This is a genomic window from Candidatus Eremiobacteraceae bacterium, from assembly GCA_036511855.1.
Classification (GTDB): domain Bacteria; phylum Vulcanimicrobiota; class Vulcanimicrobiia; order Eremiobacterales; family Eremiobacteraceae; genus JABCYQ01.
Map to the genome: position 1 here is coordinate 1 of DATCBN010000071.1, position 12905 is coordinate 12905.

Annotated in this window: 8 protein-coding genes; 6 read left to right on the forward strand and 2 right to left on the reverse strand. The window is 61.6% G+C overall.

Annotated elements, in window-relative coordinates:
* Window positions 1–759: 759 nt before the first annotated feature.
* Entirely contained in the window at window positions 760–2145 is a 1386-nt protein-coding gene (locus VII69_09390) for a hypothetical protein (GenBank protein HEY5095315.1), read from the reverse strand.
* 459 nt (window positions 2146–2604) lie between these two features.
* On the opposite strand from VII69_09390, the gene VII69_09395 reads away from it, so the two are divergent.
* The 3 genes from VII69_09395 to VII69_09405 are packed head-to-tail and all read left to right on the forward strand — an operon-like array spanning window position 2605 to window position 6079.
* The gene (locus VII69_09395; GenBank protein HEY5095316.1) at window positions 2605–3162 is read left to right on the forward strand and encodes a MarR family transcriptional regulator; all 558 of its coding nucleotides are present in this window, start codon (window positions 2605–2607) and stop codon (window positions 3160–3162) included.
* Window positions 3162–4508: an HlyD family secretion protein gene (locus VII69_09400; GenBank protein ID HEY5095317.1), complete on the forward strand. Its 1347-nt coding sequence runs from the start codon at window positions 3162–3164 to the stop codon at window positions 4506–4508. The genes VII69_09395 and VII69_09400 overlap by 1 nt, the downstream gene beginning before the upstream one ends.
* Window positions 4508–6079 (forward strand): DHA2 family efflux MFS transporter permease subunit, encoded by a 1572-nt coding sequence (locus tag VII69_09405; protein HEY5095318.1) that lies wholly within the window; start codon window positions 4508–4510, stop codon window positions 6077–6079. Before VII69_09400 ends, VII69_09405 begins: the two co-directional genes overlap by 1 nt.
* On the opposite strand, the gene VII69_09410 is transcribed toward VII69_09405, so the two are convergent.
* Complete coding sequence (locus VII69_09410; protein ID HEY5095319.1) at window positions 6076–7575, reverse strand: hypothetical protein; 1500 nt, start codon at window positions 7573–7575, stop codon at window positions 6076–6078. The genes VII69_09405 and VII69_09410 overlap by 4 nt on opposite strands.
* 120 nt (window positions 7576–7695) lie before the next feature.
* Between VII69_09410 and VII69_09415 the strand changes: the two genes are divergently transcribed.
* From VII69_09415 to VII69_09425, 3 genes are all read left to right on the forward strand, one after another.
* The gene (locus VII69_09415) at window positions 7696–11382 is read left to right on the forward strand and encodes a hypothetical protein (GenBank protein ID HEY5095320.1); all 3687 of its coding nucleotides are present in this window, start codon (window positions 7696–7698) and stop codon (window positions 11380–11382) included.
* Between the two features lie 10 nt (window positions 11383–11392).
* The gene (locus tag VII69_09420; protein ID HEY5095321.1) at window positions 11393–12226 is read left to right on the forward strand and encodes an MBL fold metallo-hydrolase; all 834 of its coding nucleotides are present in this window, start codon (window positions 11393–11395) and stop codon (window positions 12224–12226) included.
* A gap of 58 nt (window positions 12227–12284) precedes the next feature.
* A partial coding sequence (locus VII69_09425; GenBank protein HEY5095322.1) for a hypothetical protein occupies window positions 12285–12905 on the forward strand: 621 nt, incomplete at its 3' end.

The following is a 12905-nucleotide window of genomic DNA, read 5'->3' on the forward strand; positions in this document are numbered from 1 at the left end:
GAGCCAGAAAAACGCCGCACCGTCAGTTTCCATCCGTCACTGGGGCGCGGGCCATCCAGATTCACGCCGAGCAATACGCGATATTGCATGCCGCCCCAAACTTACTTGCCCCGACAAGACTTGCACACTGCTCGGAAACCGCGGATCCACATCCTACGATTGAGAGCATTGCGCTCAGAAGCAAGAAGAGAAGCGCCAAAGGCCAAAGATTCGCGGCTTGCTTACTCGTCATACTATCAATTTCTCCATTTCGCGATTGCTGTACCGCGTGGGGCCATAATTATTCGTCGGCTCCCGTTTTGACGGGAGTTTTGTGCGAAATCGAGTGCAAAATCTACCGTTTTGTTCGTCGGTTCACTAGCGCTACTTTGTTCTCTCCGATTTGTCGGCTTGGATTATCGCTCCCTGGATCGTCTTTAAGTCCGAAACTACGCCTTCATGTAGATGAGGCGAGAACTGTGTTGCGTCAAAAATGGCGGTGTCGGTCTGCCATGCAGACTTCAACTCGCTCCTGGCTGCTTTTAGGTCGGGCAACTCGATATTCGCGAGTGCGGCATTTAGCCACGCACGTGCTTCCAACGACTTAGCGAATATTAAGAGGTTGCCTGTCAGTGCCTTTTCGCAACGACTCCAAGTGGCAGCCTCTGACTCGAATGCCGTGGCCGCAAGCAGAAAGGGCGGCGTGAGCTTCGTGGCCGCCCCCATTTCCAACTCCGCCGCTACTAAGCGATATTAAAACGAACTCGCACCCAAGGAGGGTTAGGGATTAGTTCTGCCGATTGGATGCCATTTCGGATTACTAATATGGCGCGTTTCATCGAAGCCTTTCGCATAAAACTGACGTATCGCGGTGATCGAGTCGGCGTAGGGGAGGCGAACCCGAGCAATCCCGAAGGGCTTCCCAACTATCCGATACGAGAACTGCACGTTCGACGTACCGCCGCGGTTTTCGCGAACAACAAAACTAGAGGCTGTTTTCGATGTCACAAAGAGGCCGTTGGAGTCGCCCTCAGGAGTGATGAATACAAGGTAAGGCACGTGCGGGTCCATTGCGGACGCGAAGGTGGGATCGATTCGCACGGATGCCTGGCCGCCGACGAGCTGTGCTTCACCCGCGTCCTCGACACTTGGGGAGGTCTCCTGTCCTGAGAACGTGACTATGGGCCGGCCTGAATTTGTTTGGCTTAGAATAAGCGGAGACCCGTTCGCAGTAAGAGTGCCTTTCACGATCATATCTCCATTGCCGGCAAGGGACATGAGGTCGCCGGTGATGTCTGATTTAGCAATCATCACGCGATCCGTCGCGAATTGTGCGACGGTCTCATCAATGAGAACGGCTGGTTTCGAGCTAGACTGCCCCACGACGAACAAGCCGTAGTTGTTTCCGCTGCTAGCTCGGACCCCCGCGCTTCCGCTTCCCGCCGCTGACCCATCGATTCCCCAAACGCCGAAGCCAGCCACAGAAGATATGCCCACAACGCCGCTCCCCAGTCCGGCAACACCGTTCCCAGTGCCGACGGCTTGACCCAACACCCCGTCGCCCGTGTAACCTATACCGAAGACGCCCTCGCTGTCGGCAGACGTCCCGAGCACGCCGGCGTTGGCAAAGGGCGCGGTGCCGAAGTCTTGGCCAAGCACGCCGGCTGCGAATTCAGTTGAAGGGGGAATTGGCGTAAACGACGTTTGTCCTACGACGCCGTCTTGCGTCGTTATCAATGGGACTACGAATGGATTCACCGACGTGCCGACGGTGCCGAATCCAGTCGTTGAGGAGCCTAAGACGCCTTGACCGCTGGTCGAGTTGCCGGCGACTGCGGTGCCCTTTGGCGACGAGCCGAGAACGCCGAAATTGAATTTACCACGACTTGACAAATCTTGTCCAACAACGCCAGGTTGGCCATTGCTCCGCGATGTGCTATTGAATTTTGTCTGGCCAATTATGCCCGGGCCCTTTTTTGAATCGCCGCTTATCGCGGGGCCGGTCGATGTATTACTTTCGCTGAGGCACGGAGCAGGGCTCGTGCACGTCGTGTCGGGTCCGGCACCGTTGCCAGCGGCGGCTTTGCGCGGCGACTCGAAGCTAATGCCGACGACGAGGAGGGCCGCCGCCATCGCGACCGCGGCGATCATTCGGATATTAACCATTGCGTTATTCCTTTCCGAGAGCAAGCCAAAAAAAGCGTGATAATAGCACTCCGCCAAATAGAAGTACCGCCGCGCAATTCGACGTGTCGCCCTTGCTACCCACCATCGCGCAAGCGGCCGCAACGCGTTTCAATCCGGCGCTGTGCCTGACCGCTCGTTGTGGTCCGAGCGCAGTGAGCCCAATAGGACCGCATTCCAGTCTGCGTCGACCGCATCTGTGTCCCGAAGGCTATTCTGCGCACATGAAGACGGAAAGTCGCTGGTCGCAAGATTTTAGGATCCAACGCGCATCCAACGAACGAGCCCGCGGGTAGGCAACGATCCCGAGCTTCCTTCGTGTTCCCAAAACCACCGCATCCCGGAGGCCTTGCGCCACTACCCATAGCGGGACACCACATTGACAAGTTAAGTGCCTAACTATATAATACATTCATAAACCATTAGGAGGTTAATAATTACATGGCTGTGAATGACGCTGCGACGGTCCCCGAGCGTGACGAAATGCAGGCTCTCCGGGCCGGCCTCGATCGCTTCAAGAAGCGTTTCGAGACGCTCGACATCGATGCTGTGTTCGCCCTCGTATCCCTAAAGCGCATCGCCACCGACCTCGACGGCGTCGCCGAGCGGATGTGCAAGAAGTTCGACTTCTCGGTCGGGCGGTTAAATGTCCTAATGGCGCTGTATGCATCCACCGACCACTCGATGCAGCTCTCCGAAATCGGCGACTATCTCGTCGTCACCCGGCCGAACATCACCGGCCTCATCGACGGCCTCGTGCGCGATAACTTCGTGGAACGCGTGGACCATCCCGATGATCGCCGCATGGTCATAGCCCGGCTCACCGACTTCGGACAGAAATTCATGGCATGGTTCGTGCCCCAGCATTTTGCGAACGTCAGCAACATGATGAGCTGCCTCGAACCCGCCGAGCTGCGCCAACTGGCCGGATATGTCCAGCGGCTGCGCCAACACCTAAAGACGGTCGACATCCGGCCGTACGGAGACTTCAAACCATAATGCCCACGGCAACGCAGACCACCGATCATCCGAATGGAGCATCGATGACCGCTATCGAGACGAGCGGCAATGGCAACGGCACCACCGGACGCAAACGCCGCATCCTCATCCCGCTCGGCGTCATCGCGGCGCTCGCGCTATTATTTTTTGGCATCCAATACCTGGTCTTCGCCGCGCACCACGTCACGACCGACGATGCGCAGATCAACGGCGACATAACGACTATCGCGCCCCGCGTGAAGGGGCAAGTCATCGCGGTCCCGGTCAAGGAAAACCAGGTCGTCACGAAAGGCACGCGCCTGCTCGTGTTGGACGACCGCGACTTCCAAGCCGCCGTCGCGCAGGCCCAGGCCGCACTCCAACAGGCGCGCGGCGGAGCGCAAGCTGCCGCCATCGGCGTGCCGCTGCAAAACGCGCTGACCGCAGCACAGACCAGTCAGGCTCAAGCGGGCGTGAGTCAGGCTGTGGGCGCGACCGACTCCGCCTTGGCCAAGATCGGCACAGCCCAGGCGGGCGTGCGAGTGGCGAAAGAGCGCGTGTCCGTGGCGCAAGCGCAGCTAGCGGCCGCTGACGCCGCGCTCAACAAGGCGAAGAGCGATCGCGACCGCGCGGCGCAACTCGTCGCAGCCGGCGCGATCTCGCATCAGCAAGACGACGCGGCGGTGGCCGCCTATCAGTCCGCGCTCGCGAACGACCAAGCCGCTCGCGTCGGCGTCGACGTCGCGGTCACGAGCGTTCAGCAAGCGTCTAACGATTTAATTTCGGCTGAAGCCGGCGCGGCGCAGGCCAGCGCCATGGTCTCCGCGAGCCAAGCTCAGTTGGCGCAAGCGCGCACGGGCGGCGATCAGTCGAAGATCAAACAAGCGCAATCCGTCACGGGCAGCGCGCAAGCGAGCGCGGCGCAAGCAGCGTTGGACATCGCGCGCTTGCAGCTCTCCTACACGGTCGTCACCGCGCCGGTCGATGGCGTCGTGAGCAAGAAGTCGGTCAACATCGGCGACACAGTCGCGTCGGGACAGCCGGTCATGGCAGTTGCGTCGCAGACCGGTCTCTGGGTCGTCGCGAATCTCAAAGAGACGCAATTGACGTCAGTGCGCGCAGGCCAGCCCGTCGCGATCACCGTCGATGCGTTTCCGCATCAGAAGTTCACCGGCACCGTATCGAGCATCTCGCCGGCAACCGGCGCCACGTTCGCTCTGATCCCGCCCGACAACGCTAGCGGCAACTTCACGAAGGTCGTCCAGCGCATCCCGATCCGGATCGATATCGACCCGGCTTCTGATCCCACGCACCTCCTCCGGCAGGGTCTGTCGGCGGTGGTCTCGATCGACACGAGCTCACACTAATGGCGGTCGCGAGAGCGACGGCGAGCAACTCACGGCTCATCACCGGAAACAAGTGGCTGATAACGCTGCCGGTGATGATCGCCGCGCTGACCGCCGTGCTGGATGGCAGCATCGTCAACGTCGCCATCCCCAACATGCAGTCCACGTTCGGCGCCAGCGTCGATGAGATCGACTGGGTCATCACTGGATACCTCATCAGCAACGTCGCCATCATCCCTACCACGGGCTGGCTTTCGAGTCTCATCGGCTTGCGCCGCTACTTCATCATCAGCCAGGTCTTCTTCATCGCAGGCTCCGTGGCGTGCGGATTTTCGTGGAATCTCGGATCGCTGATCTTCTTCCGCGTCTTGCAGGGCATCGGCGGCGGCGCGATCATCCCGATCACGCTCACGCTGATGCTCGAAGCCTTTCCGCCGGAAGAATTGCCGATCGCAAGCTCATTGTACGGTATCGGTGCCGCGCTTGGTCCCGCGATCGGTCCGAGTCTAGGCGGCTGGCTGACCGACGCCGCTTCGTGGCCGTGGATCTTCTTCGTCAACATCCCGCTCGTCTCGACGTCCATCGTCCTCAGCTACTTGTTCATCGGCGAGAATCGCGAAGTCTCGCGCGCACGGGCGGCAGCGCCGATCGACATGCCCGGATTGCTTTCGGTCGTCATCTGGCTGTCGACCATGCAAGTGGTGCTGCAGCAGGGTCAAAAGGACGGCTGGTTCGAGTCGCCGTTCATCGTGTCGTTCACCTTGCTGTCGATCGCGTCGTTCGTTGGATTCATCTTCTTCGAATTGCGCAGCGAGCATCCGCTCATCAACATCCGCATCTTCGCAAACCACAACTTTGCATTAGGGTCGTTCACCGGCGCGATGTTGGGCGCGGTGTTGTTCGGCAGCCTGTTCATCTTGCCGCTGTTCGCCGGAACCTTGCTGCACTACACGGCTCTTCAGATCGGACTGCTTCTCGTGCCGGCTGCGCTGATCAGTCTAGCCGGTTTCGCGCTGCTCGGACGGATCGGAACGAAGATCCATCCTAAAGTGATGATGGCGATTGGGATCGCGTTGTTCGTCGCGTCGCTCTTCGGCAACGGCTTCATCAACCTCCAAAACTCGTTCTGGTCGCTCGCACAACTGCAGATGTTGCGAGGCGCGGCGCTGCCGTTCTTGTTCACGTCGGTGACCGCGCTCGCGCTCGCCGACCTCGCGCCAAGACAGAAGGCCGATGGTTCATCGCTCTTCAGCCTCACGCGAGTCCTAGGCGGATCGATTGGGATCGCGCTTGTCGCCTCCACGATAGTCGACCGCCAAAAGTTTCACTTCGACCGCTTCAGCGAATCGATCACCCAGTTCGGCGTCGCCGCCCAAGAGAGGCTGGCAAGTCTGACAGCCGGATTCGCGTCGCGCGGCAGCGACCCGGTCACGGCCGCGCACCAAGCCACCGGCGCGCTTTCAAATACCTTGACGCAGCAGGCGTACGTGGGCGCCTTCGACGACGCGTCGATCTGTCTCGCCGCGGCGTTCGCGCTCACTTTTCTCCTGATTCCGCTTTATAAATCGCGGCCGGTTCAGCCTCGCCCTTAACCGCCTGCCTGGCTGAAGAAATAGCCGGCGCGGTCGGGCGCTCCGCCGAGCGCGATTGCCGCTTGCAGTTCGGAGCGAGCGAGCGGGGCGTTGGCCGACAAGATGGCGAGCATGCCGACGGTGAAGCGCGCAGGTTCGTACGACGGGTCAAGCGCCGCAGCCCGGCGCGCGTTTGCGAGCGCCCCGGCGACGTCGCCGGCATTCAATGCTTCGATCGCCAGACTCGTGAACGGCTCCGGTCGGACGCCGCCGATTCGCGCAGCAGCGGCGAACAGGACTCTCGCACTCGCGTCGTCTCCCCGTGCTTGCGCGGTAAGGCCTGCGAGATACGGCGGCTGCCAGTCCGTTGGGTACAGACTTGAGGCTGTCGAGAACGCCGCAGCCGCGGTACCGAGATCGCCTTGCAGCAAGGCGCCTGCACCCAGGCGCAAAAGATCGGGCTTTGCGCGAGTCGCGGCTATCTTCGCCTGGAGTTGCGCCGGACTATCGCTTGTGTCGGCTGCGGGCAGAGCGCGCGTAAAGCTCAAGTCTTGCGCGACGCCGAGGAGATACCCGCGGGCGTCGGAGGCGATGCCGGCGAGGTTCGGCGCCGGCGACGACGACGGCAAAGGCGTCGGGCGCGGAGTCTTAACGTGCTCGGGCGAGCTCGCGACGATCTTCGGCGGAGCCTTCCGCGCGATGTGTGTCGCCTTCGGCGCGGGCGAAGGCGTCGGCACGACCGTCGGGGTGGGAGTCGGCGCGACGGTGGGCGTCGGGGTCGGCGCCGCTTTGGGCGACGGAGACGGTGCGACCAGCACATGGATGCGAAGCGACGCGGACGGACTTGGGCTTGGGTGGGATTGCGTCTTGCGCGGACTTGCAGACGGCGCCGCACGCAGCGCCACCACTCGGTGACCGCCTGCCAGCGCTTCCGCAGCAGATACCCCTTGTATGGCCGGCTCATAACCGGGCGAAAGCTTTAGCTCGGCCTCGAAGTCGGCGAGCGCCGCGGCGCCAAGGCCTTCGCGCAGCTCAACCGTACCCAAATCGTAATGCAGGAACTGAGTTTTTGGAGCGATGCCGATCGCAGCCCGCAGATTCGCGTCGGCATCGAGAAACTTGTCTTCGCGCGCGTATAGCTGTCCGAGCGCGATGAAGTTCCACGGATACGTGGGGCCGTGCCGCTCGCCCGCGAGATAGGCGGCTGCGGCAGCTTTTTCATCGCCGGCGCCAAGCAGCACGTTGCCCGCGCGATAATCGGCGCTGGCGTCGGGCGGACCGTTGATCAGGGCCTGCGCCGCGAGCAGTTTGGCCGCCTTGTCGTCGCCACGCTGCAACGCAGCCTCCGCTTGGTCGATCGGGGAGCTGCAGTTCGGTTCGCACGAGCCATTGCCCGTAGCGTGCTCGACGAACGCGCGACCATTTGGCGTGATCGAGTAGATGCCCGCGGCGGCGGCGAGGACGACGACAATGATCGCGAGTCGTATGACAAGGCGCTCGATGTTTGAGGCGAGCATGCGCGGGACATTCGCCGCAACAGATGCCCGGCCTGTGAAGGCCCGGGCGTATTGGCTTGCCAACTGTGTCGGCCCAGGAATTCTAAGCCGGTCAGTTCCACCGCACTTTGCGATAGAGTTATGACGCCATTGCCCTTCTCGAACCCGCCGCCGCGCGGACCGTTGCACCGGCGAGAGTTCGCAGCCTTCGCCGCGTTCGTCGCGGCGACGTTCCTCGCGATGCAGATAAGCGCCGGCGCGCCTATCAATCCGGTTGCGATTGTGGCGAATCTCGGAGGCGCGCTCACCGTACGTGACGCGACCGGCGTCTCTCACGATGTCAGCGGCGCGCAACCGCTACGCTCGGGCGACACCGTGATGACCGGCATCAACGCGCTTGCTTCGATCAGCTTGGCCGGATCGTTGCGAGCACGCATCGGTTCCGGAACCGTCGCGCAATACTATCCGGGCACAAGCAGCGCCGGGGCGTCGCTTCGGCTTTCGGCGGGAGCGTTGTGCGTCGCCGATGGCGCGGCCGGCGTCACGGTGGCGGCCGGCGGTACGGCGCTCACGTCTGTCGGCACGCCCGCGATCTTTGACATCGCAACCGGTCACGACGGCACGACGATCGTTCTGTATACCGGCAGCGTCACCGCGGTCGCATCGGGATCAAAACCCAATGTCGTGCGCGGGCCTGCGGCGTTTGCCGCGCTGCCCGGCGGCCAATTCATCGCGGCGCCGTTCGACACGACCGCGGCGACGCTTGCGTCGATGCCGTGTCCGGATCGCGATGCGGCGCGAAGCACCGCACTTGCCCTGGCATCGCCGTTGCCGTTGCCATCTCCGACCGTCGCGCCGTCTTCCGGCGGCGGCGGCGGTGGTATCCTCGGCGTGCTCGCCGGCATCGTCGGTCTCGCGGCGCTCGCGGGTGGTCACGGTGGCGGTGGCGGCGGTGGGACTTCGAACCCGCCGCCCGCACCAAGTCCGACGCCCAATCCAAGCCCATCGCCGAGTCCAAGTCCGTCGCCTGGAACTCTTGAGGTTTCGCCCAAAAGCCTTACCTTCCTAATCGGCGGCAATTCGCAAACTGTGAACGCGTCGGAATCCGACTACACCGGTCCGATAAGTGTTTCGTCACCGAATCCAGCTATTGCAAACGTAAGCCCGCCTTCGTCGCTGAGTCCAGCTGTATTTACCGTCACTCCGGTTGGCGCAGGGAATACCTCATTCGTCGTCTCCGACAATCACGGCGGCGCAATCACCGTTTCGATTTCAGTCGCAATTTCGGGTGCGCTCACTGTCTCGCCCTTGGACTTCCAAACTCAACCGATCAATTCGCCGCCGCTTCTGCTGCATGTCAGCGAATCGAATTATTCCGGTCCGTTCAGCGTGACTTCGGATCACACGAATATCGTCACGGTGGGTGGCGGCGGTAACGGACCTACGCCGCCTCCGTTCACTGTGACGCCAACTCAACTAGCGGCCGGCCATGCGAACATCACGGTTTCCGACTCGTTGAACAACACTAAGATCGTCCCCATTACCATAGCGGGTCCGATCGTGAACAATCCAAGTGTCCTGAACGCGATCACCGTTCCTACGCCGTTTGTTTCGACGGACGCTTTCTACACCGGCCCCCTGACTGCAATCTCAAGCGATGATACAGTTGCAACGGTCTCTGGCGGCGGGCCGGGGCCCGGTCCGGTCACGTTTACAGTCACGCCGCACGCTCAAGGTAATGCCGTGATCACGGTGTCGGACACCCTTCTTCAAACCGCAACGGTGCCGGTGAGCGTCTCCACGGGCGGCCTTGTCCTCAACCCGACATCGTTGACGTTTGACAATCCGACTGACGAAACGCAGCCATTTAACGCAACGGAACCGAACTACACAGGCAATATTACGACGAGCGGGTGTCCGACAACCGTGGTCACGGTCACGCCGCCAATCGGCCATGGTCCGAGTCAGAATTTCACCGTCAAATCGGTCGGGCCTGGAAATTGCGTGTTGACGGTGGCGACGGGCGACAACACGCAGAACGAAACCATTACCGTATTTGGTGATCTCGGAGTCGCGCCATCGAATCTCAACTATACGGATGTAGGTGTCGACAAGCAGGTCGACGTCACGGAAACGAACTACACCGGACCGTTCTCAATCGCGGCGAACACGTGCGCTGGTATCGCGGACGTCGGCCAGCCTTCGAGCGGCGGCCCAAGCGCCACGATAGATGTCACGTCAAGCGTTTCATTGTCCGGCGGTTCATGCAGCTTCCAAGTCGACGACGATCACGGCGGTTCGCAGCCAGTATTTGTGACTGTGGGCCCGTTCGGGCTTCCTGCGCCACTACCGAGCACTCTGACCTTGAACATTGTGAATCATGTCTCTGACACAATCGCAGTCAGCGAGACTGGCTACAGCGGTCAATTCACTCCTTCGTCGTCTGATTGCAACGGAATCGCTACTTTCCCGTCTGAAATGGGCACGTCTTTTCTAATTACAGAAGCCGCCGCCGGAACGTGCCATATCAATTTCGCCGACGATCACGGCGGCAGCACTCCTGCGACCATTGTCGTCGATGGAAAACTGACCCTAGCGCCGATTCCTATAGATTTCACCGACATCAATATTACGTTGCCCGTACATATCGATGAAGCCAACTACGCCGACAATTTCACCGTCGCAAATGACAACTGCAATGGCGTCGTCGCTACCGTTGGGCTGCCGCTCGGACCTGGACCCTCGACGACGTTGAACGTCACGTCGCTGAAGCAAGGTCTGTGCACATTCGCCGTCGTGGACGACGAGGGCCAAAGTGTTACCGAAACCGTCAACGTCGGGCCGTTCGGTCTGCCCACGGCAAACCCAACCGAGATACAACTGAACACCGCTGGCCCTCTCCAGGGCACATTCATGGTCAGCGAGACAGGCTATTCAGGCGACTTCAATCTCACCCTCAGTTCGGCGTGCTCGGGCTTGGCCGGCGTGTCGCCGGGCTCGGGCAGTTCGGCGACCACTTTCACCGTGACCGCAACCGGATCGGCCGTTGGAACGTGCGGCATCCGCATCGCCGATGATATGGGCCAGACTGGCAACGTCGAAGTCGAGGTCGCGGGCGGAACCATTAGCGTCACCCCGGCGGCGTTACCGTTTGTGTCAAGCACAAGCCCGCCGCAAACTGTGGCCGCCTCGGATGCCGGCGCGACGGCGTTCACGTGCGTGAGTTCCGATCCCGTCAACGTCGACGCTACGATTACAACGCAATCCGTGGGAGCCGCGACATGCACGGTAGGTCCCACCAACACAAATCCGGGCTTCATCGGCCAAACGCAGGTGACATTCGCTGACAGTCTTCCCGGCTCGAGTGCGGTCGTCCAAGTCGGCGTGGGTATGCAGCCGCTCTCCAAGCACCATCGTGCGGTCGCAGGCGGCGTGAAGCGAACGCTGCCCGGCCAGAAGGGACCACTGCCGCCCGTCGTGGCCCGGCCGTTCCCGAATTCGAATGGTTCGGCGTTTGAAGTTTCAACCCAGCAATTGACGCTTCAGGCTCCGAACGGACGGCAGACGATCGAGGCAAACGTTTCTGATTACCGCGGCGCGATATTGGCCTCAAGCTCGGCAGCGCGAGTGGTGGATGTCAGCGTGTCGCCCGGCGACGGTCCGGTTCGCTTCATCACATTCACAGCGAAGACGGCCGGCAGCGCGATCGTTCGCATCAGCGACGAGCGCGGCAACGCGCGATACGTGCGCGTCGTCGTCGTCGTGCCCGCAGGCGTGAACAAGCCATTGCCCAATCCAAGACCTGGCGGACCACCTCTACGCCTTTAGGAGATCGGCCGTGAAGATCGTCGTTGAGCGAGAGGACACATTTGGCGATATCATGCGCAAGGCATCGCGTGGCACGCAGATCACGCCGATCGCTTTAGCGCACGCCGCATCGGTCGAGCCCGCGCGCCTTAACGCGCTCGGCGCCGACGAAAGCGCGCCGACCGAGGAAGAGGCACGTGCGATCGGACGCGCGCTTCATCTCGACCCGGGCAAACTCGCCGACATCGGGTGCCGGGATTGGAAGCCCGCGTTGCAAGAGCAGCCGGAGCACATCGGTCATCAGATCAATGCGCCGCACCCAAGCAACGGTTACTTCCTGATCCTCGCGGCGCAGCGGGTGGCCGCGTTCGTCGATCCGGGCGGACGTGCCGACAACATCGTCGCTGTGCTCAAGCGCTCGCCCGTCGCGCTCGAATACATTCTCTTGACGCACAAGCATCACGATCACGTCGACGCGTTGCCCGATGTTCGCGCTGCGTTCCCGCAAGCGCGAGTGGTCGTGCACCGGCTCGATGCGCCCGCGCTCGGTGACCACGCGCGAAATGCGCTCGACATCAACGACGGAGATTCAATTCCATTCGGCGCCGGAGAAATTCGGCTGCTCCACACGCCAGGTCACACCGACGGATCGTCGTGCTTCATCTATCAAGGGGCGATCTTCACCGGCGACACGCTGTTCGCCGGATCGGTCGGCGGCGTGTTCGGAGAACGGTTCACATATGATGACCTCCTTGCGAGTGCGCGCACGAAAATATTTTCGATGCCGGACGAGACGGTCGTGCTGCCCGGGCACGGCCCGCCCTCGACGATCGCCGAGGAGCGCGCGCATAATCCGTTTTTCTAACACTGTCCCTGACGCTTGACCGCGAGGAGCCCGGGCGCCAAGCCCGAACCCGGAAGCGATGCGATTGATTGGGAATATTTTATGCGTCGCGGCGGTCGTCGGCTTACTTGCGCTGGCTTCCGTTGCTTGCAGCTCGGGCGGCGGCTTCGGCAGTCCAATGCCGCCTGCATATCCCCAGGGCGGAGGTTATCCTAACCCAACTTTCACCGGATCGCCGGGCCCGTTGGGCGCGAACCCGCTTTCGTCCGTATCGCCTGGCCCCACCGAGAGTCCCGATACGCCCTACCTTTCCAGCGCCGTACTGCGTGCGGCGTACGATGCGTCGGCGACCGACCCCGTCAAAGCCGCGCGATTGCTCGAGATCACGTTTGCTTTCAAGAATCCTACCGAGGATCCGGAGTCGCTCTCTACTATAACGGTGGCGGCCGACGATGATCCAGCCGGTAAGCGGATGGGCATGTCGCTTCCCATTCCGGCGAACAAATCGTCCGATGTCGGCGTGGCTGCGATTTCGATAAAGCAAGACCTCGCGAAAGTGAAACACATCAGTTTCTCGTTCGCGAATCCGGACGGCGACGAGATCGTCGCGACCACCCTGCCGCCTCCGGCGCTCTCGCTCACGTTCACGCCGCTCGACGAAAAACAAGCGGCCGGCGCGCTCACCATCGTGGGAACCGAC